The following is a 24,882-nucleotide window of genomic DNA, read 5'->3' on the forward strand; positions in this document are numbered from 1 at the left end:
AGGGGTGAAAATATTTGACTTACGGACAAAGAATAAAGATACTTATAAAAAAATACTTAAAGCGATTTGCAGAAGAAAATAATTTTATATTTTTAAATCCTACAGTTTTAGTTAGGGTCAAGCAAGGTGTAATGCATGTGATTTGTTTTGAAATTCCTCCAGGGGGGTTTTACTGCAATATAGTAATTCAACCACTATATATTCCTTGTGAAAGACTTAATCTAGGCTTTGGAACTCGTCTAAGACACATTAGTGAAAGACGTGCTGGATGGGGATTAGTCGATGATGAAACAGAATTGGAAAAGGAGTTTGAACAAATTTTAAAACAATTAAGGACAGATGCATTGCCGTGGTTTGAAGAGGCAGGGCATCCTAAAGGTATTGTTTCCTTTATTAATAGTTGGTCTCCTGGAAATCCTTATTTGATAGCACCTGTAATACGAAAAGAATACTTGGCTTACACCTATTTATATCTTGAGGAACTTGTATTTGCGGATCAAACATTTCTTGCATATCTTGAAGAAACTACACAACCCCCAATCTATGATTATCAGGTTGAACGTAATAATAGAGTTCAAGAATTACGAGAATTAGTTAAAACCCAGCCTGATATGATTAGAGTAAAGATGAAAGAATTTGTAGATTACACGGCTATAAATTTGAAATTGAATCTCAATAAATGGAAGTAAAATTAGTAATTTCCCAAGAAACAATAAGATGATAAATTGTGTAACAACTAGTAGTGTCTATTCTATACAAACGAGGTCAGTGGACGTAAAAATTCGCTGACATCTTTTTGCCTCTCAGGTGTCGTCTGATGATTAAACAACGACTGGATAATATTACCTATTAATAATCCGTCAAAATCAAATCTGGTGAATCAGAATGACTTAGACTCATTACCACCAAAAAACGGACAACTACCCCCATAACCATTACCGGAACAATTTCCACAATAAATTCCACCACAACGGATCCTAGTTTGAGGATTGAATTAGTATATATTTATGATTTATATTTTCAGCGGTGTAAGTGACATAATTTACTCGGATAGTAGGAATCTAATTAACGAGGAATAAAATAAAAATCCGCCATATTCCATAATCATCGGAATAATGGCGGATTTTTTGCTTTTCTTTATGACGCCTATAGTCGTTTTTTCGGTCAATCCAGGTAGGGGCCAGTTTTAATTCTGGGGTCATTGCCCGATTAGGTTTGCCGGCGATTTTCAAGGTATTCGGATTAATGGTTCCGCATTTGATTATATTCTTATTCTTGGGCATAGTTAGCACCTCCTATGCTGATATCATTATAATCTACTAATGGTCTATTTACAATTATCAGGTGCTATGGACTAATACTTGGTTACCAAATAAAGGATTATGATATTTCCAAGTGAATATTTCGTCTCGGCAGAGCAATGAGTACGCACATAGAGAGCCACTGTCGCGTTGTAGAATGAGCCACCGTCACGCAGGGTAAGCCAGTGAGGAAGATGAGTTAAAAATAACATTGTCGTAATGGATTTCCCTGTTCTGGCAAATTATATCTCCTTCCGCCATTCAGTCAAGGGTATGCTACGCTGAGCAAAAAGCGCTCGCTCTTGAATAAATGATTCCAGAAAATGATTTAAAGAGTGTCAAGGGGACGGGGTTATTGACAACAATATAACTACGTAATAAGATAAAGCTGGGGGTGAAATAATGCCAAGAACAGCAAGAAAGAAAAGTAGAAGCGGAATTTACCATATAATTATGCGAGGAATAAACCGGCAGAGTCGATTCGGCAAATCGAAAGACTTACTGGCATTAATAGAGGTATTATTTTAAAAGCATAAAAAAGGTGTCGACAACCCCGTCCCCTTGACACCCTGTTATTTTAAAAGCATAAAAAAGGTGTCGACAACCCCGTCCCCTTGACACCCTGCCCTTGACACCCTGTAGAGGATATATTGTTGGATATCGCTATCTGTAATGTCTTCCATGCATTTATGCTGATTTTGCATGTAATTGACGAATGCAAAGATTCTTCGCAAATAGGATTCCTGCGAAGAATCCGGAGTCCCTTTAAGTTCAAAGTATAGTTCGATCTTCTGTTTATATTGTTGCATAGACATACTACCTCCTGATTTTTTTGGTTTTGTGAAGCCAATGCATGGCATCAGGAGGAGCTCTTGTTGTGTAAAAAAACGTATGTATTTCAATCTTAGGACATGGTATAATCATAAAGTGAAAAGTACGCTTTCCTTTCTGGTTTGTTTGGTTTGGCGATTAAACAATACTATAAAAGGGCGTACTTTTCACTTTTTTTATGATTTTTTTATTATGGAGGATTACCAAGGCCATCGCGTGAGCGATTTCGTTCTTCTCTCGCTCCTTTTATTTTTACAAAGGATTGTTTTAAAAAAGGTAGCCGTTTCACTTTTTCCTTTAAATAGGAAGGATTTGCAGTAATTATCCAGAATAACTAAAACATCTGGATTTTTGGGTATTTTACCCTTGGACACAATGCAGGTGACATTCGCGCAGATTACTGCGTTATTATCGCAACAGAGGATTCATTACATACAATAAATAGACTTAAATAAGCGAGGAATCACCGATAGTGCCTGCAACTTTGATATTTCAAAGTGTATCTGGTAAAAGATTCGATTAAATGTAATCACATTATAAATGCATTTGGTGGCTGAATAGCAGTGGGGGTAACTGGTGTTTGCACAAACTTTTGGTTCAACAACATTAGGATTAAACGGTATACAGATAACCGTTGAAGTGGATATTGCCAATGGCATTCCCGGCCTTGATATTGTGGGATTACCGGATACTGCTGTTCGTGAATCGCGGGAACGCGTACGGGCAGCTATTAAAAACAGTGGCTTTGAATTTCCTGTTCGACGTATTACCGTAAATTTAGCACCGGCTGATATTAAAAAGGATAGTTCAGGACTAGATTTGCCGATTGCTGTAGGTATTTTAGCGGCAAGTGGCCAAGTTAAGCCAACGAATTGCCGCAGTCAGGTGTTTGCCGGGGAATTGTCGTTAGAAGGACGCTTACGGGCAATATCAGGCATATTATCGATGGCGGTTAATTGCCAAGATAATAATATATCAGAAATGATTGTAGCTCCGGAAAATGTACAAGAAGCGCTATTGGCTGGGAAATTGACAGTCTATGCACCTGAAACACTAGCTGCGGTTATTTCTCACCTAAAAGGTGAGAAAATTTTGCCCTCTGCACTTCCAAATTTACCGGAAGGTCAAACTATTGATGCTGAACTTGATTTTGCCGATGTACAGGGTCAAATCGTTGCCAAGCGGGCGCTTGAAATAGCGGCAGCTGGTTTTCACAATGTCATGATGGTTGGACCGCCAGGTTCGGGGAAAACAATGCTTGCCAGACGAATTCCATCAATATTGCCTGATATGACAGCACAAGAGTCACTTGAAGTAACAAAAATTTATAGTGTCGCGGGAATGCTCAAAAATAATATTGGCTTAGTCCGCAATCGACCATTTCGCAGTCCGCACCATACTGTGTCAACTGCAGGTATGATCGGGGGGGAAGTATTCCAAGACCAGGGGAGGTTACATTAAGTCATAATGGTGTGCTGTTTTTGGATGAACTGCCTGAATTTCCCCGTACCGTACTCGAAGTCCTGCGTCAGCCGCTTGAAGATGGCGAGGTAACTATTTCACGAGTTAACGCTACCTTATCCTATCCTGCGAAACTCATGCTTATTGCCGCATTAAATCCATGTCCGTGTGGCTTTAGTTCTGATCCGTCAAGAGAGTGTACTTGCACACATAATGACATCCGTCGTTATCAGAAAAAAATATCTGGACCATTATTAGACCGCTTAGATTTAACAATTCACGTGCCACGGCTTGAGTATGGCGATTTAGTAAGAAATACGGAGCAAGAGTCATCAGCTGTTATCCGACGTCGGGTAGAGGCTGCTAGGGTGATTCAGCACAAACGGCTCCAAAAATTTGGCTTCTATGCAAATGCCCAAATGGAGCACAAGCATATAAAAAAACTATGCAAGCTGACAGCTGAGTCGACAGATATTCTTAAGCAAGCGTTTATCAAGATGAATCTTAGTGCACGGGGCTATGACAGAATAATAAAAGTTGCTCAGACTATTGCTGATTTGAGTGGGATGGAGCAAATTGAAGCAACTCATATTGCGGAAGCCATTCAATTTCGCAATGATTTTCAAACAATTTCCCGGAAATGATTACCATTCACTACTGATATATTTATCCAGGTTAGATATAATAAGTAGGGAGTCTTTTTGAAAAATAGTAAGGGGGTTTTTAGATGAATAAGACAGTCTGGATTGTTATCGCGATAGTTGGAGTATTATTGGTAGGTGCCATGTTCAGTTACAATTCAATGGTTAGCATGAATGAAAGCGTTAATGGTAAGTGGAGTCAGATTGAAAATCAGTTGCAGCGGCGAGCTGACTTGATTCCCAATTTAGTTAATACTGTAAAAGGCTATGCTGCTCATGAGCAACAGGCGATTCAAGCTGTGGCTGATGCCCGTGCAAAGCTGACGGGGGCACAAGGACCGGCTGGTAAGGCAGAAGCAAATGCTGAACTAAATTCAGCACTTAGCAGATTATTGGTTGTCGTTGAGAACTATCCGAATCTTAAGGCTGACCAAAATTTCCGGGCGCTTATGGACGAACTCAGCGGTACAGAAAATCGAATTGCTGTGGCTCGAAAAGATTATAATGACGCTGTGCAAGGCTATAATGTAAAAATACATTCTTTGCCGACAAGCCTGTTTGCCGGTATGATGGGTTTTGGTCCCAAAGAGTATTTCAAAGCTGAAGAGGGTGCAAAACAAGTTCCTCAGGTTAAATTCTAATTTGCCAAGCAAGGGGGATAACTTATGAATAAACGGTTAGCTTGGCTAGTTTTGGTGGGGTATATATTATTAGCGGCCAGTGCTTGGGCACAGCCTCAAATTCCTCCGGCACCAACCCAGGGTATCTATGTTCAAGATCATGCTGGAGTACTGGATGCTGAAACCAAGAGCAAAATCAATAGTTTAGGTAGTAAGCTGGCGGCCAAGACTAAAGCACAAATTGTAGTATTGACAGTCAAGTCTCTTGAGGAAGCCCCGGTGGAGACGTATGCCTTGGAGGTACTGCGACAATGGGGTATTGGTGATAAACAGCTGAATAATGGTGTGCTGCTATTAGTTGCAGTAAATGATCGACAATCGCGGATTGAGGTAGGTTATGGCTTGGAAGGTGCCCTCAATGATGCTAAAACAGGTGCCATTCAAGATAAGTATATGATACCCTATTTTGCCGCCAATGATTATAATAAAGGTATTTGGAATGGTTATCAGGCGTTAGTTAGTATAACTGCTAAAGAGTATAATCTGGATATAAATACGAATGCCCAGCCAGCTAAGGTACAGTCAGCGGCTAACCAATCAATGTTAGATACTTTGCCCTGGTGGGCACAAGTTGCATTAGTAGCAGGCGCGTTGGTACTATTTATCTGTGATTGGCTGTTTCTGGGTGGCAGTATCACCTATCTTATCCTTTCATTACTGCGCATTCGTGGCGGTGGTGGTGGTGGTTCAGGCGGTGGCTATGGTGGTGGCTCAGGTGGCGGCGGTGGCTCAAGCCGAAAGTGGTAGCTGTAGGTTATTAAATAATAATGAACAAAAAAGGTGAAACAACCTGATGGTTGTTTCACCTTTTTTGTTCATTATTTTACTAAAGTCAAACGAGGATTAGGACGGTAACTGCGCCCAACTTTGCCGCTGGGTTGGCCATTTACCATAACTACATCTGCCGTGAAGTTGATATTGTCATTAAACAAACTACTCCCAACAGCATAAACATCAACAGGTACATTATTTGCTTCAAATTGCTTGATGCGCTCGACGTTGAAACCGCCAGACACCATTATTTTTACATGGTTAAAACCCTCGCGGTCAAGAGCTTGCCGGACATTTAGAACTAGTTGTGCACAGACGCCAGTAGGTTTAAAGGTACCCATATAAGGTAATACAGAAACATCAACAAGGGTATCAGCCGTATCGAGGCGAACTCCTCCGAGAGAATCGCCCATCTCTCTGGCTATCGCTAATGCTGTGGCAACACAGTCATTGGAAAAATCAATAAGCGCTACTCGGCCTATATGCGGATCTGTATGGGTATCAAAGGCTTTTGTAGCTCGGATAGTGTCACCACCGTAAGCAGCAATTAAAGAATGGGGAATAGTACCAAGTGCTTCAGCGTCCCAGAGTGCGCCATTGGCAGGAGTAGAAACACCAAATACGCCACCAATATGAGCCGCATAACCATCAGCCGCCTGGACTGCATAATGATCGAAACGTGAAGGGAAAAACAACACAGGCTTGCCATTAGCAACCTGTACTACTCGCTGTACATTTGTGGCAATTTTACTTTGGCGAGAAAGCGAGCCAAGATAAACTGTTTCTAGATGTGAAAAATCTGCCAAATCGCCCTCGATGGTCATAACAGTTTCCCAGGGTTCAATCTGATCGCCATCATACAACGCATGAATAACTAAACTATCCGGATTGTGAGCACATTTTTTGAGAATAGCAATAGCTTCATCAACACCACATACAATTGCATGTTGACGTTGAAACACTTGCATTATTACTCGTGGATGATGGGTGTCTTTGACCAAAATTTCTTGAGTACGCAAAAAATAACTGTCGCTGAAATAGCCACTTTTTATCTGTTCGATGGGGAGATTAAAACGATCAGGCGATAGGCGTTGTCTCATGATAGGCCTCCTAGATTTGCAAATTTAATAGTAATTCTCTAAAATTTGCATAATAATCTTTATTCTACATAATTTTATGATACAATAAAATCATATTTTTCCGCAATAGGGGAGGATGCTAATGACATATAATATGCGAGTAATTGAAATAAAAAATCAGGAACAGGCCCGAAAAGAAGTGGCAACGGTTCAGTGTGACCCCGCAGGAGCCGCCATTATGTCAAATAAGGCTGTTTATAAAACGATAAAAGTTGAAAATGTAGTAAACAAGGCTGCGCTTATTTTAAAGCAGACTTTTCTTTCTAAAGGCGGTGAGGCTTCGGTTTCTAGAGGAACAGCTGATTATAGCAGTCAATATACCGATGTGCTGTTAAGCGGTAGTTTAAAACATTTCAAACACTGCATTCCCCAACTCAAAGTTCAGCCATGGGGCCTGAAAAAACTTGCTGGGGAATTGGAAGCTATAATAGCGGCTGACGAAAAATTCCCCCAGCGTAGCTATAAGCTAGGGGCGCACACGCTATCAATTTCTCCGGAAAAAACCTTAGTTATGGGCATTTTAAACTTTACGCCAGATTCTTTTTCTGATGGCGGAAAGTTTAACAATCTGGATGCAGCCTTAAAGCATGCTGAACAAATGATTAACGATGGTGCTGATATCATTGATATTGGTGCCGAATCTACCAGGCCATATGGTTCGTGTAAAATCTCGGCCGAAGAAGAATTGGAAAGGCTAATGCCTGTACTGGAAAAAGTTTTAGATATTTCTAGTGTACCGATTTCTATTGATACTTATAAAGCCAGTGTTGCCAGGGAGACACTAAAAGCGGGTGCTCACATTATCAATGATATCTGGGGTCTGCAGTTTGATCCTGAAATGGCTAAAGTAGCAGCCGAATATAATGCACCGGTAGTCATTATGTATAATCAGGGCGAGGCTGAATATCAAAGGGATATTATGTCGCATATGCTTGAATTTTTACGGCGTAGTATGCAGATTGGTGAGACTGCTGGCATAAGGTCAGATAACTTTATTGTAGATCCAGGTATCGGTTTTGTCAAAAAGGGTTCAGACAATCTGGTAATCATGTCCCGGCTAGACGAACTTAAGTCGCTTGGTTGCCCGATACTCTTAGGTACTTCACGCAAGCGGTTTATCGGCGATATCTTAGATGCTCCGCCTAGTGACCGGGTGGAAGGAACAGCAGCTACTGTTGCTGTAGGAATTACTAAAGGTGCAAATATTGTTAGGGTACATGATGTACAAGCCATCGCCCGCATTGTTCGTATGACTGATGCAATGCTTAATGCCAAATATAAATAGGGGGAGTTAAAGTGAGTCATAGAGTATCTTTAAAAAACATGGTGTTTTACGGCTTTCATGGGGTATATGAATTTGAACGGGAATTAGGGCAGCGTTTTTATGTTGATCTTGATCTGAAAGCTGATTTAAGCCAGGCTGGCAAAAGCGACAACCTCCAAGAAACGGTAGATTATGTATCGATATATAACCAAACTAAAGAGATTGTAGAAAACCATCGCTTTCAGCTTCTGGAAGCATTAACCTACCATATTGCCGGGGAAATTTTGCGATTACACCCTCTTGTAGAAGAAGTGGTTGTACGGGTGCGCAAACCCTCGGTGCCAATTGCGGCAGCACTTGATTATGTCGAAGTTGAGTCTGTTCGGAGACGTGATCAATGATTGTTTTGGGACTGGGTTCTAATATCAGCAACACTATGCATACCAGAGAAGAAAACATTGCTACAGCAATAAACCTGCTAGGCAGTCACCCTAGAATATCTATTGAAAAGGTGTCACTATTATATGAGACAGAACCGGTGGGCTTGAGAGAGCAGCCGAGCTTTCTCAATGTAGTAATTGCTATTGGTACTGATTTAACGCCCATGGAGCTGCTTACTATCTGTCTGGCCACTGAGCAACACATGGGAAGGGTTCGAGAAGTTCGCTGGGGTCCCCGTAACATTGATATTGACCTTTTGGTATATCATGACGTGGAGATGACTACTACTGCGCTTGATCTTCCTCATCCGCGCATGTCTGAGAGAAAATTCGTTTTAATTCCCTTAGCGGAGATTGCCGGCAATTCAAAAGTATACAAAGGAAAGACGGCACAAGAACTGCTGATGGCCACCATAGATGACAGCCAAGTCAATGTATATGGTGCGATAAAACCTTCTGAGCAGGCGGCTACTCTTGATTAATAAGCGAATTTTATTTATTAGCGCTCCGATAGGCGCAGGACATATTAGGGCAGCGCAAGCAGTTAGTCAAATCCTTAGAGATAACCATGCTTGTCAAACAGAGTTATGCAATGTATTTGATTTCTTTCCCCCAGCCATTGGCAAGACAATACTTGCGATATACCTAAAAATACTTGAAGCTTTTCCGGCGATCTACGGAACGGCCTATGGCTGGGGAAATCAAAGCCGTTTGGCACTGTTGGGACGGGAGTTAATTAGCCAATTGCTTGCTAAACGCATGCTAAATTATATCAATGAATTTCAGCCAGACGTGATTGTATGTACGCATGCAACTCCAGCGGGTTTAGTAGCTTGGCTAAAGAAACAAGGATTAATTACTGTTCCAACGGCAGCTATCATTACGGATTTTATTGTTCATCGTCTATGGGTATACCCCGAAATAGGTTGCTATTTTGTAGCTCACCCTGCTATGGTGCATTACTTGCGTAATCATGGTATCGCTGCTGACGCTATTGTCGTTACAGGAATACCTGTTAGTAATAACTTTAGTCAAACAAGTAGTAAAGCTGAGCTACTTGCGAAGTTTAGCCTTTCTAATGACCGGAAGAATATTCTGATTATGGGCGGCGGTGCAGGTGTTTTACCGATAGATAAGATTTTAAATGTATGTAATCAAATTGACAGACCGTTACAGCTAATAGCGGTAGCGGGAAAGAACCAGGCGCTTTATCGGAAGCTTGTTCAGTTTGCAGCAACCAGTACGCATCCGGTCAAGGTTTTAGGTTTTGTCGATAATGTGCATGAGTTAATGAGTGTTGCCGATTTATTAATATCCAAACCTGGTGGAATGAGTTCGGCGGAGGCTTTGACTAAGGCTGTACCACTCATCATTTTTCGTCCTATACCGGGGCAGGAAGAAGCAAACACGCGGTTCTTATTGGATAGCCATGTTGCTCTAAGGGCAGATTCTCTACCGGAACTGCAAGGTATTTTAACACGGCTCTTATTTGAGGATAATAATGATTTGTCTGCGCTATGTCAGCAAGCTGCTTTACTTGGTCGACCGAATGCAGCGGCAGATATTGCGAAAATAATTGCTGAAAATGTTAATTTATTATAAAAAATCTTTAAATTAGGCCATTAGGCCCTTGACCTGTGCTTTTTATTGCAGGTATAATTGCTAGTATTACGATTTACCAAGTATTTACTATGTGCTATTGGTGTTTCAATGTTAGCTAAATGTGGAGGAACTGGATATGGAGAATTTTTACTTGGCTGCTTTGCAGATGGTGCCAGGTATCGGCAGTTCACGCATTAAGGCCTTGGTTGAATATTTTGGTAGCGCCCGGCAGGCTTGGTTGGCTGACCAGGGCGATTTATTTTTATCCAAGTGTCTTGATAACACAATCTATAATAATTTACTTGGTCAGCGGGATAAGATAGATATACATAAACTGGCTGAATCATTAAGGAAAAAGCGAATTTTTCTTTGCTGTTTCTTTGATGATGATTATCCGCTGCTGCTTCGTAATACCTTTAATCCCCCTTGTGTTTTATATTATCGTGGTACATTACCGATAAATGATAAACAGATAGCTATTGTAGGCTCACGTAAAGCCACAGCTTATGGGAAAAATGTTGCAGGTATGTTAGCAGCTGCATTAGCCGCTGCCCGAGTAGGTATTGTTAGCGGGGCAGCCAGAGGGATTGATACTGCTGCTCATCTAGGCGCGTTGGAACAGGGCTATACAGTCGCCGTGCTGGGTTCAGGTGTGGATGTTGCTTACCCACCAGAGAATGCAAAACTGCTAGGCAGTATTGCTGAAAAAGGAGTAGTACTCTCAGAATATGCACCAGGAGTTATAGCCCATCCAGGTCACTTTCCGGCTCGCAACCGTATTATTAACGGTCTTGCCCGTGGTGTTATTGTCGTAGAAGCCGCAGAAAAAAGTGGGGCATTGATAACAGCTGATTTTGCGTTAGAAGAAGGACGAGATGTCTTTGCCGTGCCAGGTAGCATTTTTGCAGGTAACAGTAAAGGTACAAACCGTCTTATAAAACAGGGGGCCAAGCTAGTAGATAGTGCGATCGATATCTTAGAAGAGTATGATTGGGAGAAAAGCCCGGGTAATCAAGTAGCGCCGGAATTATCTCAAGCAGAACAGCAAGTGTATAGTTTGCTGAATTATGAAGAGCCTATAGGAATTGAAGAAATTGTGACAAAATTGAATGTACTGCCGGCAACGGCTGCATATATAATACTCCAGCTTTCATTACGGGGTTTGACGGTCGAACATAGCGGTCAGCGCTATACCTGTACCGCCAGGGAGGGAATTAAGTGAGCAAAGCTCTAGTTGTAGTAGAATCCCCGGCTAAAGCCAAGACAATAGAAAAGTTTCTTGGAAAAAATTATACAGTCAAAGCCTCTATGGGACATTTGCGTGATTTGCCTAAAAGTCAATTTGGTGTTAATCTTGAACACGACTTTGAACCTAAGTATATTAATATTCGAGGTAAGGGCGATCTGATAAAAAGCCTAAAGGAAGCTGCTAAAAGTGCCGATATTGTTTATCTCGCGACTGACCCGGATCGCGAAGGCGAGGCAATTGCATGGCATTTGGCGCACATACTTAATATTCCGGAGCAGACAACTTGCCGGATTGAATTTAATGAGATTACGAAGACGGCTATTCAACAGGCTGTCAAAAAACCACGCCCCATTAATTTGCCACGGGTTTACGCCCAACAAGCTAGAAGAATACTCGACCGTATAGTGGGCTATAAGCTTAGTCCGCTGTTATGGCGGAAAGTTCGTAAAGGCTTGAGTGCGGGACGGGTGCAATCAGTAGCTGTCCGGCTAATTTGTGACAGGGAAAAAGAGATTCAGGCCTTTGTTCCGCAAGAGTATTGGACAATAACGGCTAAACTCAAAGAAAAGACTAATTCAAAAACGTTTGATGCTGAACTAGCAGCCATGGATGGTAAGAAACTTGCTGTTACTAATGAGCTGCAAGCAGAAGGTATTGTCAGTGAGTTAAATCAAGCGGAGTATGTAGTCAATGATGTTAAAAAACGGGAAAGAAAGCGTAATCCCCAGCCACCATTTACAACCAGCAGTTTGCAGCAAGAGGCTGCTCGCAAATTGGGTTTTACTTCCCGCAAAACCATGATAATTGCGCAACAATTATATGAAGGACTTGCTATTGGGCGCATGGGGCAAGTGGGTCTTATTACCTATATGCGTACCGATTCTACCCGAGTGGCTGAAATTGCTCAACAGGAAGCTAGAAGTTATGTTGAGAATAAGTTTGGCTTACATTTTTTGCCGGCGAAGGCGCCAATCTATGCTAATAAAAAATCGCAGGATGCCCATGAGGCTGTAAGGCCAACTACACTGGAGTTAGCCCCAGATGCTATTGGCACGAACTTGAGTAAAGATCAGTTAAAGCTGTATACACTTATCTGGGAAAGATTTATTGCCAGTCAGATGACACCTGCTATTTATGATACGCTTACTATCGAGATTACTGCTGGACGGTATAAGCTCAAATCTACCGGATCACAACTGAAATTTCCTGGATTTTTAGCAGCATTTAGTGGTGCCATTGGTAAGAGTAAAGAGGTTGAACAAACTTCTGATAGTGATTTGGATAAGGAAACTACGCTGCCTGATTTGGTTGCAGGGCAAGTGTTGAAACTCAACAAGCTAGATCCCAAACAACATTTTACCGAGCCACCGCCTCGCTACACCGAGGCATCATTGGTCAAGGTTCTGGAAGAAAAAGGGATTGGTCGCCCGAGTACCTATGCACCAACAATTGAGACAATTGTTGATCGGGGTTATGTCGAGCGAATTGAAAAAAAATTTCAGCCCACTGAGCTCGGCTTTGTCGTACTTGACCTTCTAAAGCAATATTTTGATAAAATTCTTGATGTTGAATTTACTGCTGGAATGGAAGATAAGTTGGATGATATTGCTGAAGGCGATGCTTCTTGGTTAACTGTCTTAGAAGAATTTTATACCCCTTTTGCCCAAGATCTAAGTTTTGCGGAAGAAGCGATTGGTCATGTCGAATTACCTGTCGAAGTATCTGATGTTCCCTGTGAAAATTGTGGGCAGATGATGGTCGTTAAACAGGGGCGTTATGGCAATTTCTTGGCTTGTCCCGGATTTCCGGCTTGCCGCAATACTAAGCCCATTTTAAAAGATATTGGTGTTCCATGTCCTAAATGCGGCAGTGATATTGTTGAACGCCACACTAAACGTCGGCGAGTCTTTTATGGGTGCGAGAAGTATCCGGAATGTGATTTTAATACCTGGGATATGCCACTGAAAGAAAATTGCCAAACATGCGGGTCCTATATGATCAGACATAAATTTAAAAATGGCGGGTTTTCTACCATTTGCAGTAATGAGAATTGCTCGTCCCGTCAAGTCGCTGGTGATAGTAAAGAAACAGCTAAGAACGTAGAAGATAAAGAAGTACAGGCAAAGACGAAGAAGAAGCCTGCTACAGCTAACCGGAGGAAAAAGAATGAATAAAGTCATTATACTTGGAGCCGGCTTGGCAGGTAGTGAGGCTGCCTGGCAACTGGCTGAAGCCGGGATTGATGTGGAATTATATGAAATGCGCCCGAAGGTGATGACTCCGGCTCATCATACCGCTTTATTTGCTGAATTGGTATGCAGCAACTCGCTTAGAGGCGCTGCCATCGAAAACGCGGTCGGTCTCTTAAAAGAAGAAATGAGAACCTTGAATTCGTTAATTATGAAAGCGGCTGATGCGCATTGTGTACCCGCAGGCGGGGCATTGGCCGTCGACCGTAATGATTTTAGCGAGATGATTACTAATACGCTCTGTAACCATCCGCGGATTACGGTTAGTCATGCTGAAGTTTTGGAAATACCTAGTGGGCGTCCCTTGATTATCGCCACTGGGCCACTTACTTCTCCCGGCTTGTCCACTGCCATTGCCGGTCTTACTGGTAATGAATATCTATATTTTTATGATGCGGCAGCACCTATCGTTACTGCTGATTCCCTTAATATGAAGATAATTTACCGGGCATCTCGCTATGGTAAAGGCGATGATGACTATCTAAATTGCCCTATGACCAAAGCGCAATATGAACTGTTTTATCAGGAAATTACCTGTGCTCAGACCGCACCAGTCAAAAATTTTGAAAAGCTAGTAGTTTTCGAAGGGTGTATGCCAATAGAGACTATGGCCACCCGTGGGATTGATACTATGCGCTTTGGCCCAATGAAGCCTGTTGGCTTACGACATCCAGAGACTGGCGAAATGCCATATGCTGTGGTCCAATTAAGGCAAGACAACCGTTCGGCAACACTTTATAATTTGGTCGGTTTTCAGACTCATCTACAATGGCCTGAACAGCAGCGCGTTTTTAGATTGATTCCCGGTTTGGAGAATGCGGACTTTGTCCGCTATGGGGTAATGCATCGCAATACTTTTATTAACTCGCCGAAGATATTGCAGCCTACATTGCAAATGAAAGAGCAGCCGCAGATTTTCTTTGCTGGCCAAATTACTGGTGTTGAAGGCTATGTTGAATCAGCAGCAAGCGGTTTGGTGGCTGGCATCAATGCAAGCAGGCTGCTACAAGGACGTAAGCCGCAGGTGTTTCCTGAACAAACCGCCCATGGTGCCTTGTGTCATTACATTACGCAAGCTGATTCGGCACATTTTCAGCCTATGAATATTAATTTTGGTCTGCTTCCGCCCCTTGAGCATAAGATTAAAGATAAGAAGGTTAAGAATCAAACCATTGCCAACAGAGCATTGGCGGCGTTACAAGAATTTATTTGAATAATACGACAATAATATTGCGGAATTGTTTCAAGTGTGTTAGTATAATAGTAATTTCCGCCAGAACAATAGTAAACATTGTCGGAAAGAATGATGAAAATGTCCTTAAAAGGCGAAGCATTTGCTGGCGTTGACCAATTAATTGAGAAGTTTCTCTTATACCTAAAACTTGAAAAAAATGCCTCTCTGCACACGATTCACAACTACCAACGAGATATTTTGCAGTTTGTGGAGTTTGTGTCTAATCAGGGTGCTGGTGAGATACTATTTATTGACATCACTCCGCTTATAATTCGCAGTTATCTGGCTTTTTTAAAATCAGAACAATATGCCAAAGCGACCATTATGCGACGGATTGCGGCGCTTAGGTCGTTTTTCAGATTTTTATGCCGGGAAAATATTTTAAAGGAAAATCCCTGTAAGGCTGTTAGAACCCCAAAACTTGATAAAAGATTACCTGTTTTTCTTGACATAAACGAAATTCGTGAATTAATCACTTTACCGGACAACAGTTTGCTCGGAATTCGTGATAAAGCTGTACTGGAAATGCTATATGCAACAGGAATAAGGGTTAGTGAGCTTACAGGAATCATGCTGACAGATATTGATTTTGCTGGACGCGCCATTGTTGTATCAGGCAAGGGTGCTAAGCAGCGAATTGTTTTGATGGGGCGGGCGGCGGTTGAAGTTTTGGAACTTTATTTGTCCAGCGTGCGCTCTACGCTATGTGCTAATCCGGGTGAATATGGACATCAAACGGCTAAAGTTCATAACTATGTATTTGTAAATAGTCGAGGCGGACCACTAACTGACAGGAGCGTGCGGCGAATTGTTGATAAATATGTTGAGGTAATGGCAATTAAAAAAAATGTCAGTCCACACACCATTCGCCACACTTTTGCGACTCATTTATTAGACCATGGTGCTGACTTGAGGACTGTGCAGGAACTTTTAGGTCATGTTAATTTGTCTACTACGCAGCTTTATACCCATATAACTACTGAAAGACTCAAAGCAAATTACAGGAATTTTCATCCGCGTGCTTGATTTTCCTGGGAGGTGATATTATGGATACTATGTTTCATGCTACAACGATTGTTGCTGTTCGCCATCAGGGGAAGACGGCTATTGCCGGTGACGGCCAAGTTACATTTGGTCAAAATACAATAATGAAACACAGTGCAAAAAAAGTCCGTCGTTTATATCACGGCAAAGTATTAGCCGGATTTGCCGGTTCGGTGGCTGATGCATTTACACTATTTGATAAGTTTGAAGGAAAGCTAGAAGAGTTTAATGGCAATATGATGAGAGCCGCTGTTGAACTTGCGAAAGAATGGCGTCTTGACCGGGTTCTTAGACGACTGGAAGCGCTGCTCATTGTTGTTGATGACAAACATCTTCTTATTATATCTGGTAATGGTGAGGTAATTGAGCCAGATGACGGCGTTACTGCTATTGGTTCTGGTGGATCTTATGCCCTTGCCGCTGCCAGGGCATTAGTACAGCATTCTCCATTAAATGCTGCTGATATTGCACGTACGGCGCTCGAAATTGCTGCCGGTATTTGCGTGTATACGAATGATCATATTACGGTTGAAGAACTATAAAAAGGGGGGATGATTTTGCTAGAACTCACGCCAAGAGAAATAGTCAAGGAATTGAATAAATATATAATTGGTCAGCATCAAGCAAAAAAATCAGTAGCTGTCGCACTTAGAAATCGCTGGCGCAGCAAGAAGCTGCCAGCAGACCTTAAAGAAGAAATTATCCCTAAAAATATTTTGATGATTGGACCTACCGGAGTTGGTAAAACTGAAATTGCCCGCAGGTTAGCCAAACTTGTCAATGCACCCTTTGTAAAAGTGGAAGCAACTAAATTTACGGAAATAGGCTATGTTGGACGTGATGTCGAATCCATGGTGCGTGATTTAGTTGAAACATCTATCCGCATGGTCAAGAACCAGAAGATACTTGAGGTTAATGATAAGGCCAAAGAATTGGCGGAGGAGCGAATTCTTGATCAGTTTGTTCCAACAGCCAAAAAAGAATCGCAACGGAATCCATTTGAAATGCTGTTTTCCGGGGCGGGAGGAATGGGAACAAACCAGGATAAACCACCAGAAGTAGAGGAACCACAAGTAGGTAACGCCGGCCGTGAATGGTGGCGTAAACGCCTGCTTAACGGTGAACTTGAAGATGAATTGCTTGAAATTACCGTAGAAGATGCTGCTCAACCAGTGATGGGAATGTTTGCTGGAACTGGAATTGAAGAAATGGGCATGAATATACAAGATATGCTTGGAAATTTATTGCCAAAGAAACAGAAAAAACGTAAAGTTACAGTAGCTAATGCCCGAAAAATCTTTACTCAAGAAGAAGCGCAAAAATTGATTGATATGGATGAAGTGATAACTAGCGCTGTCAATGTAGCCGAAAACTATGGTATAATTTTTTTAGACGAAATTGACAAAATTTCGGGCAGAGGTCAAGGTTCAGGACCAGATGTTTCCCGCGAGGGTGTTCAACGGGATATTCTGCCGATTGTAGAAGGTTCTACTGTCGTTACCAAATACGGCCCTGTAAAAACTGATCATATTTTGTTTATTGCTGCAGGTGCGTTCCATGTTTCTAAGCCTTCTGATTTGATACCAGAGTTGCAGGGACGTTTTCCAATCAGGGTTGAACTTACTAATCTATCCAAAGAAGATTTTCGGCAAATACTGACAGAACCGGCTAATGCACTTATAAAACAATATATTAGCCTATTGGAAACCGAAAATATAAAAGTAGAGTTTACTGAGGACGCTATTGATGAATTGGCTGATATCGCGTGTAGAGTAAATAGCCAGACTGAAAACATTGGTGCCCGTAGACTACACACTATTTTGGAAAAACTTTTGGAAGATTTAGCATTTGATGCGCCTGACATTGCTGAACAGCAGGTCATTATTAATCGCGAATATGTAAAATCCAAATTAGATCATATAGTTATAAATCACGATCTAAGTCATTACATTCTATAGTTTTTGTTTCACATTATGAAAGGTGGGAATAGTAAATGTCATCATTGTTAGAACGTACACGTGCTATTAATAAGTTGCTCCAGAAATCAGAGAAAGTGGAATACAGTGAAGTTTCAACAGTGCTTAGCACTGTTATGGCTGCTAACGTCTATATTGTTAGCAAAGATGGTAGTATATTGGGGTATGCATTGCTTGATGATTTTGAATGTGATCTTATGCGGGATAAAGTCCTTAAAATGGGACAGTTTCCTGAAAGGTATGTGGGATGGTTGCGCAAGATTGATCAAACATCGCCAAACTTGCGTCTGGAAGGCGGGTTATGTAGTTTTAGCGCAGAAACCAATTGCTTATTTAATGATAAATTTACTACTATTGTTCCTATCCATGGCGTAGGGGAAAGAATAGGAACATTAATTGTAGCTAAATTTAATGTCGAATTTGTTGATGATGATTTAATCTTAGCTGAGTATGGCGGAACGGTTGTTGGCATGGAAATGCTCAGAGACCGCACTGAAAAGATTGAGGAGGAAGCTAGGAAAAAAGCTACTGTACAAGTAGCGCTAGGAACCCTTTCTTATTCGGAATTAGAAGCAGTTATGCATATTTTAAGTGAACTAGAAGGCAATGAAGGATTATTAGTTGCCAGTAAAATAGCCGATCGCGTTGGTATCACCCGTTCAGTAATAGTTAATGCGTTACGAAAGTTTGAAAGTGCTGGTGTCATTGAATCCAAGTCGCTGGGCATGAAAGGAACATATATTAAAGTTCTTAATGACCGATTACTAGATGAATTGAAAAAACTAAAAAAATAGTTTGTTGAAAAATCCAGTTGCTTAATGCAACTGGATTTTTTTTTATAATACCCAAAGATAAGTTAAGTTTGCAGATAAATATATTGGCAAGAAATGTTATGTAGACGCAGTAGGTCAAAGGTCCCAACTTTACGAAATATGAAGAGTTTTTTGAAAAAAACAAGAGGATTTTCGTGGATTTTGTAGAAATAATATAAAGTTGTATAGATAAAATAGTAAGTAACTAATACAAGAGTTGTATATTTGGTTAATTTTAAAGGAGGGTTAGCGAAATGCTTAACTCACTCTTACAGTCAACACAGGTGTCGGTATTGGAAAAAGCGTTAAGCGCTGCTTCACTGCGGCATAAAGTTATTAGCAATAATATTGCTAATGTGAACACTCCTAAGTTTAAGAAAAGTGAAGTAAGCTTTGAAAATCAGTTGGAGTTAGCTATGAGTGCTGAAAAGTCACCTATTGCCAGAACTCATGAACGACATTTGCCAATAAAATCAACCTCACTAGATGATGTTGAGCCGACGATAAATACTATTACTACTACTTCATTTCGAAATGATGATAATAATGTAGATATTGATAGTGAAATGGCAGGTTTGGCAAAAAATTCGATTACTTATAGTGCAGTTGCAGATCAGATTAATAAATATTTTTCTAATCTCAAATCCGTAATTAATGGAGGAAAATAAGTATTATGGGACTATTTCAGGCCATTGATGCGTCAGCTTCAGGTATGACTGCCGAGCGACTGCGAATGGATGTTATTTCTAACAATATAGCTAATGCGAATACTACTCGTACTACAGAAGGTGGCCCTTATCGTCGGCAGATGGTGGTTTTTGAACCGCGTTCTGGACAAGCTTCTTTTGGACAGATGTTGTCCCAACAAATGAATACAGGCACAGGCGTTCGGGTAACTGGAATCACAAAAGATACGGCGCCGTTTAAACTTATGTATGATCCAAACCATCCTGATGCTAATAGAGAAGGTTATGTAGAGATGCCGAATGTTACTATTGTCAGTGAAATGGTGGATATGATTACTGCTTCGAGAGCTTATGAGGCTAATGTAACTGCTGTGAATGCGGCTAAAAGTATGGCCATGAAAGCGTTAGACATTGGGAAATAGGAGGCAAAAATAAATGCAAATTGAAGCTTTAAAATTAGCGCCTATTACAGGAAAACTCCTTGAAACGACTGAAAGCGCTCAACAACCGGAAAAACCTTTTGAAGAATTTTTAAGTGATGCGTTAAACAATGTAAACCAACTACAAAATGAAGCTAAGCAGGCATCAATAAACCTAGCCTCAGGAAAAATTCAGGATATATCTGAAGTTACAATAGCAGCCGAAAAAGCGACAGTGGCCTTGCAACTGACTATGCAGGTTCGCAATAAGGTTGTTGACGCTTATCAGGAAGTTATGAGAATGCAGGTTTAATGCTTATATGGAAAATGATTCAGCATTGTCAAATATACGACTATAATGTAAATTTGACTAAGTATTACTTTTCCTTAACTGAAAGGGTGGAGACATGACTGACTTGAAAGAACAGTCTCTGCGTCTTTGGCAAAAATTAAATAATAAACATAGGTACATTATCCTCGGTACAGCCGCATTTATATTTATTTCTATTTTAGCATGGAGTTACTGGTGGGGGAGTCGTCCTGACAATGTACCGTTGTTTACTACGCTTGAAGCTGAAGATGCAGGCAAAGTTACTGCAAAATTAAAAGAGATGAAGGTTGCTTATGAAGTGCAAACTGGCAGTAATGGTACTGTCATTTTAGTTCCAGCCAAAGATGTACATAAGCTCAGGTTGGACTTAGCCAGTCAAGGTTTGCCACGCGGGAATAAAGGGTTTGAAATTTTTGACGAAAATAAATTTGGCGCAACAGAATTTCAAAATAAAGTACAACTTTTGCAAGCCGTTCAAGGAGAGCTGACACGCACAATTGAACAGATGGCAGAAGTGGAAAAGGCCAGAGTTCATATTGTGATGTCAGAGGATAGCCTCTATAAAAAAACAGAGAAACCAGCTACGGCTTCCATCATGCTTAAACTTAAACCAGATGCAAAATTGAATCAGCAACAAGTCAAAGGAATCGTTAATTTGGTCGCCCATAGTGTGCAAGGGTTGAAACCAGAAAATATTACTGTTGTCGATAGTTTGGCACGAGTTTTAAATGACCAATCAGATTCAGAGACGCCGCCTCAGGCCGGCACTGCGGCGATTACTCAGTTTGAGATGACTAAAAAAGTACAGGATGACCTGCAAAAGAACGTACAATCGTTACTTGATCAGACTCTGGGTATCGGCAAAGCTGCTGCCAGGGTTAATGTTGAACTCAACTTTGATCAACGCACGTTAGATCGCCAAGTTTTCGAGCCGGTTGTCGATGACAAGGGTATTATTCGCAGTTCACAAGAGACTAATGAGAGTTATCAAGGGAATGCTGCTAATGCCCCTGGTGGTGTTCCAGGAACGACATCCAATATTCCGGGGTATGTTGCTAATAATAACTCGCAATCAAATTATGAAAAGCGAGAAGCAATCCGTAATTATGAAATTAATGAAACCAAGGAAAAAGTAGTAAGCACGCCTGGTGCTATTCGGCGCTTGACAGTAGCAGTGCTTGTAGATGCAGCGATGCCCAAAGCACAGCAAGATAGCTTAAATAAAACGGTAGCTTCGGCTATTGGATTTAACCCTACTCGGGGAGATACCATTGCTGTTGAGCCAATACAGTTTAATACCGAAATGGCTGATAAACAGCGTAAAGAAGATGAAGAATATGCTAAACAACTGCAGCAAGCATTTTTGCTGAAAGTAGGACTTGCTGTTCTGATTATTAGTGCTATTCTATACTATTTATATAGGCGATATGCTCGCCGTCGCGAGCAAGAGGAAGCAGCATTACTGGAAGCTATTTCGCTTGAAGGCCAACCCCTTGTTGATGTAGCAGACGAGGCTCAAGATGAGATGAATGCGCAGGAAACCGAACGGGCTGAACAACGAAGCACTGTTGAAAAATTTGCCAAATCGCGCCCAGAAGATGTGGCCCAGATTTTGAAGGTTTGGTTAGCAGATGAATGATGGGAGGCATCAGAGCTTATGTACCAGTCCAATGAAGTGACAGGCAAACAAAAAGCTGCAATTTTATTAATTGCTTTAGGGCCAGATATCTCCGCACAAGTGCTAAAACATATGAAGGAAGACGAAATTGAGAAGCTAACGCTGGAGATTGCTAATCAACGAAAATTATCACAAGAACAAAAAGATAAAGTTCTCAATGAATTTCACCAAATGTGTTTAGCGAAAGAATATATTTCCAGCGGTGGTTTGGATTATGCTCGTGAGGTTTTAGAAAAAGCATTAGGTTCTGATAAAGCTGTATCAATAATTAACCGTCTAACTACTAGTCTGCAAATTCGTCCGTTTGACTTTGCTCGAAAAACTGATCCAAGTCAATTGCTTAATTTTATTCAAAATGAACATCCTCAAACCATTGCTTTGATTATGGCTTATCTCCAACCTGAACAATCGGCCGCCATTGTTTCCGCATTGCCGCCAGAACGTCAGGTCGACGTTGCCCGGCGAATAGCGACAATGGACCGCACTTCACCTGATGTTATTCGCGATGTGGAAAGGATACTGGAACGCAAATTGTCATCACTGGTAACTCAAGACTTTACAGCCGCTGGTGGTGTAGATTCCATTGTTGAAATTCTTAACCGTGTGGACCGGACTACAGAGAGAACCATTATTGAAAATATGGAAGTACAAAACCCTGAATTAGCCGAAGAAATCAAAAAACGCATGTTTGTTTTCGAAGATATTGTGCTGTTGGACGACAGATCACTTCAGCTTGTACTTAGAGAAATCGAGAATAAAGACTTGGCATTGGCTCTCAAAGCAACATCAAGTGAGGTTGCTAATAAGGTATATAAAAATATTTCCAAACGGGCTGCTGAAATGCTCAAGGAAGAAATCGAATATATGGGTCCTGTACGCATAAGAGATGTTGAAGAATCTCAACAAAAAATTGTAAATAATATCCGTCGTCTCGAAGAATCAGGCGAAATCGTTGTTTCGCGTGGTAAAGGAGACGAAATAATTGTCTAAGATTATAAAAAGTGTGCTTTGTCAGCGGAAATCGCCAGTTGTCATCAAACATAGGCTAGCAGCCGTTCCTGAGCCAGTGGTAGTACAGGAACAACCACCACAGAATGCGCAGCCAGAAATAGATTTGGCAGCAATCCGTAGTGAGGCCGAAGCTATTATGGCTAAGGCACAGACATCGGCTGCACAGTGTTTGACTGATGCCGAAAGCAAAGCAAAAGAAATAGCTCAGCAGGCTTATGACGAAGCCCATGCCCGAGGTCAGCAGGAAGGACATGAGCAAGGCTACCAAGAAGGTTATAATCAAGGTAATCAAACTGCAATTGCCGATATGCAACAAACAATGCAGTCGTCTCTCGAAAAAGCGCAGCATCTTATTCAAACCGCAGAGCAAGAAGTTGCCCAAATGTTTGTTGACGCAGAACACCAAATTGTTGAAATCGCTCTTGCTGTAGCTAGCAAAGTATTGGCGAGAGAGATTGCAGATAATCCGACAACGATTTTGCCAATACTTAAGGAAGCCTTAGACAAGGTTAGTGATCAAGATCAGATAACAGTCAGAGTAAATCCTGAAGATTATGAAATGGCGCTAATGGCCAAACGTGATTTGCAGTTAATGATTAAACGGGATAATACCATTACTATAACCGCTGATCATACTGTAGCTTTAGGTGGATGTACTATTGAAACAGCGTTAGGTACTGTTGATGCAAAATTAGATACCAAGCTTGAACTAGTTCACAAGGCACTTGAGGAAGTACTACCATGAGTAAAACATTTGATTCCTCTCGCTATTTATTAGCAATAGCTAATGCGGATAACATGAAACTAAACGGTAAAATTACTCAAATTATTGGCTTAGTGATGGAGTCACAAGGACCTAATGTGAATTTGGGAGAGTTATGCTATGTTTATCCTCGCAAAGGAGAACCTATTCCCGCTGAGGTTGTTGGATTTAAAGAGAACCGCATTTTACTGATGCCTGTTGGCGATTTGCAAGGTATTGGTCCAGGCTGTGAAGTTGTTTCAGCTCATAGAATGCTCAGGGTAAGCGTAGGACGTCAATTATTGGGACGCATTTTAGACGGGCTTGGTAATCCGATAGATGACAAAGGTCCGCTACTTAGCAATATCGACTATCCGCTTAGTACTATGCCGCCGCCGCCTTTAACCCGCCGTCGTATTGAAGAAAAGTTAGGTGTGGGTGTCCGGGCCATTGATAGCTTATTAACATTAGGCCGGGGCCAGCGGGTAGGTATTATGGCCGGCAGTGGAGTTGGTAAAAGTACGTTACTAGGCATGATTGCTCGTAATACTGAGGCTGATATTAGCGTAATTGCCCTTATTGGTGAACGTGGCCGGGAAGTGCGGGAATTCATAGAACGCGATTTAGGTGAAGAAGGCCTTAAACGCTCGGTAGTTGTTGTGGCAACATCTGATCAACCGGCTCTTGTTAGAATTAAAGGGGCCATGACAGCTACTGCTATTGCAGAATATTTTCGCGATCAGGGTATGGATGTCATGCTGATGATGGATTCAGTAACACGGTTTGCCATGGCTCAGCGAGAAGTGGGACTGACAGTAGGTGAACCGCCAGCTACCCGTGGTTATACTCCATCCGTATTTTCTATGTTGCCAAAATTATTAGAACGCTCAGGTACTGGTGATCAAGGTTCCATTACTGGAATTTACACCGTATTAGTTGATGGGGACGATATGAATGAACCAATTGCTGATGCTGTGCGCAGTATTTTGGATGGACATATTGTTTTGTCACGAGGGCTGGCAGCCTTAAATCATTATCCGGCTATTGATGTTCTAAATAGTGTTAGCCGGGTAATGACGGAAATTGTTGATAAAGAACATCTACAGTGTGCTCAAAGACTTAGGGCTTTGCTTGCTACTTATCGCGAGGCCGAAGATTTAATTAATATTGGTGCTTATGCCCAAGGCAGTAACCCGAATATTGATCGCGCTATTGCGGTCATTGACCAAATTAAAAGTTTCCTGCAACAGGATGTAGATGAAAATATGCCTATGTCTGCGACCATTGAACGTCTAAAAATGATTGTTGCCTAACAGTTACT

General features: G+C 41.4%; 24 protein-coding genes and 1 pseudogene. 22 read left to right on the forward strand and 3 right to left on the reverse strand.

The window, feature by feature from the left end:
• Nucleotides 1–14: 14 nt before the first annotated feature.
• Complete coding sequence (locus ACZ449_RS05640) at nt 15–689, forward strand: hypothetical protein (RefSeq protein WP_464260078.1); 675 nt, start codon at nt 15–17, stop codon at nt 687–689.
• A gap of 372 nt (nt 690–1,061) precedes the next feature.
• On the opposite strand, the gene ACZ449_RS05645 is transcribed toward ACZ449_RS05640, so the two are convergent.
• Together ACZ449_RS05645 and ACZ449_RS05650 are read right to left on the reverse strand one after the other, a co-directional pair.
• On the reverse strand, nt 1,062–1,283 hold the full coding sequence (locus tag ACZ449_RS05645; protein WP_464260079.1) for a hypothetical protein: 222 nt from the start codon (nt 1,281–1,283) through the stop codon (nt 1,062–1,064).
• A gap of 590 nt (nt 1,284–1,873) precedes the next feature.
• Nucleotides 1,874–2,110 carry a phage integrase N-terminal SAM-like domain-containing protein gene (locus tag ACZ449_RS05650; RefSeq protein ID WP_464260080.1) on the reverse strand — a complete coding sequence of 79 codons (237 nt, stop codon included), beginning with the start codon at nt 2,108–2,110 and terminating at the stop codon, nt 1,874–1,876.
• Between the two features lie 598 nt (nt 2,111–2,708).
• Between ACZ449_RS05650 and ACZ449_RS05655 the strand changes: the two are divergent.
• The 3 genes and pseudogenes from ACZ449_RS05655 (at nt 2,709) to ACZ449_RS05665 (ending at nt 5,661) form a co-directional block, all read left to right on the forward strand.
• Nucleotides 2,709–4,237: pseudogene (locus ACZ449_RS05655) on the forward strand (YifB family Mg chelatase-like AAA ATPase).
• Nucleotides 4,238–4,320: 83 nt separating this feature from the next.
• A complete protein-coding gene (locus ACZ449_RS05660) occupies nt 4,321–4,875 on the forward strand; it encodes a LemA family protein (protein ID WP_464260081.1) in 555 nt (184 codons plus the stop codon).
• Between the two features lie 24 nt (nt 4,876–4,899).
• Nucleotides 4,900–5,661 carry a TPM domain-containing protein gene (locus tag ACZ449_RS05665; RefSeq protein WP_464260082.1) on the forward strand — a complete coding sequence of 254 codons (762 nt, stop codon included), beginning with the start codon at nt 4,900–4,902 and terminating at the stop codon, nt 5,659–5,661.
• Between the two features lie 71 nt (nt 5,662–5,732).
• Here the strand turns inward: ACZ449_RS05665 and ACZ449_RS05670 are convergent, their stop codons facing one another.
• A complete protein-coding gene (locus ACZ449_RS05670) occupies nt 5,733–6,785 on the reverse strand; it encodes a nicotinate phosphoribosyltransferase (protein ID WP_464260083.1) in 1,053 nt (350 codons plus the stop codon).
• A gap of 121 nt (nt 6,786–6,906) precedes the next feature.
• Here ACZ449_RS05670 and folP point away from each other — a divergent pair, with 121 nt between their 5' ends.
• The 18 genes from folP (at nt 6,907) to fliI (ending at nt 24,874) form a co-directional block, all read left to right on the forward strand.
• The gene (gene folP / locus ACZ449_RS05675; protein ID WP_464260084.1) at nt 6,907–8,109 is read left to right on the forward strand and encodes a dihydropteroate synthase; all 1,203 of its coding nucleotides are present in this window, start codon (nt 6,907–6,909) and stop codon (nt 8,107–8,109) included.
• Between the two features lie 11 nt (nt 8,110–8,120).
• Nucleotides 8,121–8,489 (forward strand): dihydroneopterin aldolase, encoded by a 369-nt coding sequence (folB, locus tag ACZ449_RS05680; RefSeq protein ID WP_464260085.1) that lies wholly within the window; start codon nt 8,121–8,123, stop codon nt 8,487–8,489.
• Nucleotides 8,486–9,010, forward strand: coding sequence for a 2-amino-4-hydroxy-6-hydroxymethyldihydropteridine diphosphokinase (gene folK / locus ACZ449_RS05685; protein ID WP_464260086.1), 525 nt, complete (start codon nt 8,486–8,488; stop codon nt 9,008–9,010). The genes folB and folK overlap by 4 nt, the downstream gene beginning before the upstream one ends.
• Nucleotides 9,003–10,130, forward strand: coding sequence for an MGDG synthase family glycosyltransferase (locus ACZ449_RS05690; protein WP_464260087.1), 1,128 nt, complete (start codon nt 9,003–9,005; stop codon nt 10,128–10,130). The genes folK and ACZ449_RS05690 overlap by 8 nt, the downstream gene beginning before the upstream one ends.
• 136 nt (nt 10,131–10,266) lie before the next feature.
• Complete coding sequence (gene dprA, locus ACZ449_RS05695) at nt 10,267–11,352, forward strand: DNA-processing protein DprA (protein WP_464260088.1); 1,086 nt, start codon at nt 10,267–10,269, stop codon at nt 11,350–11,352.
• Nucleotides 11,349–13,553 carry a type I DNA topoisomerase gene (gene topA, locus ACZ449_RS05700; RefSeq protein WP_464260089.1) on the forward strand — a complete coding sequence of 735 codons (2,205 nt, stop codon included), beginning with the start codon at nt 11,349–11,351 and terminating at the stop codon, nt 13,551–13,553. Before dprA ends, topA begins: the two co-directional genes overlap by 4 nt.
• Entirely contained in the window at nt 13,546–14,841 is a 1,296-nt protein-coding gene (trmFO, locus tag ACZ449_RS05705; protein ID WP_464260090.1) for a methylenetetrahydrofolate--tRNA-(uracil(54)-C(5))-methyltransferase (FADH(2)-oxidizing) TrmFO, read from the forward strand. Before topA ends, trmFO begins: the two co-directional genes overlap by 8 nt.
• A 99-nt stretch (nt 14,842–14,940) precedes the next feature.
• Complete coding sequence (xerA, locus tag ACZ449_RS05710; protein ID WP_464260091.1) at nt 14,941–15,888, forward strand: site-specific tyrosine recombinase/integron integrase; 948 nt, start codon at nt 14,941–14,943, stop codon at nt 15,886–15,888.
• A gap of 29 nt (nt 15,889–15,917) precedes the next feature.
• The gene (hslV, locus tag ACZ449_RS05715) at nt 15,918–16,448 is read left to right on the forward strand and encodes an ATP-dependent protease subunit HslV (RefSeq protein WP_464261819.1); all 531 of its coding nucleotides are present in this window, start codon (nt 15,918–15,920) and stop codon (nt 16,446–16,448) included.
• Nucleotides 16,449–16,463: 15 nt separating this feature from the next.
• A complete protein-coding gene (gene hslU, locus ACZ449_RS05720) occupies nt 16,464–17,864 on the forward strand; it encodes an ATP-dependent protease ATPase subunit HslU (RefSeq protein ID WP_464260092.1) in 1,401 nt (466 codons plus the stop codon).
• A 35-nt stretch (nt 17,865–17,899) separates the two neighbouring features.
• Nucleotides 17,900–18,676, forward strand: a complete 777-nt coding sequence (gene codY / locus ACZ449_RS05725; RefSeq protein ID WP_464260093.1) for a GTP-sensing pleiotropic transcriptional regulator CodY — start codon at nt 17,900–17,902, stop codon at nt 18,674–18,676.
• Between the two features lie 272 nt (nt 18,677–18,948).
• Nucleotides 18,949–19,362, forward strand: coding sequence for a flagellar basal body rod protein FlgB (gene flgB, locus ACZ449_RS05730; RefSeq protein ID WP_464260094.1), 414 nt, complete (start codon nt 18,949–18,951; stop codon nt 19,360–19,362).
• Nucleotides 19,363–19,367: 5 nt separating this feature from the next.
• A complete protein-coding gene (flgC, locus tag ACZ449_RS05735; RefSeq protein WP_464260095.1) occupies nt 19,368–19,802 on the forward strand; it encodes a flagellar basal body rod protein FlgC in 435 nt (144 codons plus the stop codon).
• Between the two features lie 13 nt (nt 19,803–19,815).
• Entirely contained in the window at nt 19,816–20,112 is a 297-nt protein-coding gene (fliE, locus tag ACZ449_RS05740) for a flagellar hook-basal body complex protein FliE (RefSeq protein WP_464260096.1), read from the forward strand.
• Nucleotides 20,113–20,206: 94 nt separating this feature from the next.
• The gene (fliF, locus tag ACZ449_RS05745; protein WP_464260097.1) at nt 20,207–21,769 is read left to right on the forward strand and encodes a flagellar basal-body MS-ring/collar protein FliF; all 1,563 of its coding nucleotides are present in this window, start codon (nt 20,207–20,209) and stop codon (nt 21,767–21,769) included.
• Between the two features lie 18 nt (nt 21,770–21,787).
• Nucleotides 21,788–22,798 carry a flagellar motor switch protein FliG gene (gene fliG / locus ACZ449_RS05750; RefSeq protein ID WP_464260098.1) on the forward strand — a complete coding sequence of 337 codons (1,011 nt, stop codon included), beginning with the start codon at nt 21,788–21,790 and terminating at the stop codon, nt 22,796–22,798.
• A complete protein-coding gene (locus ACZ449_RS05755) occupies nt 22,791–23,564 on the forward strand; it encodes a FliH/SctL family protein (RefSeq protein WP_464260099.1) in 774 nt (257 codons plus the stop codon). The genes fliG and ACZ449_RS05755 overlap by 8 nt, the downstream gene beginning before the upstream one ends.
• Nucleotides 23,561–24,874, forward strand: a complete 1,314-nt coding sequence (fliI, locus tag ACZ449_RS05760; RefSeq protein WP_464260100.1) for a flagellar protein export ATPase FliI — start codon at nt 23,561–23,563, stop codon at nt 24,872–24,874. Before ACZ449_RS05755 ends, fliI begins: the two co-directional genes overlap by 4 nt.
• The last annotated feature ends 8 nt before the right edge of the window (nt 24,875–24,882 follow it).

The sequence above is a fragment of the Desulfosporomusa polytropa genome (assembly GCF_055380075.1).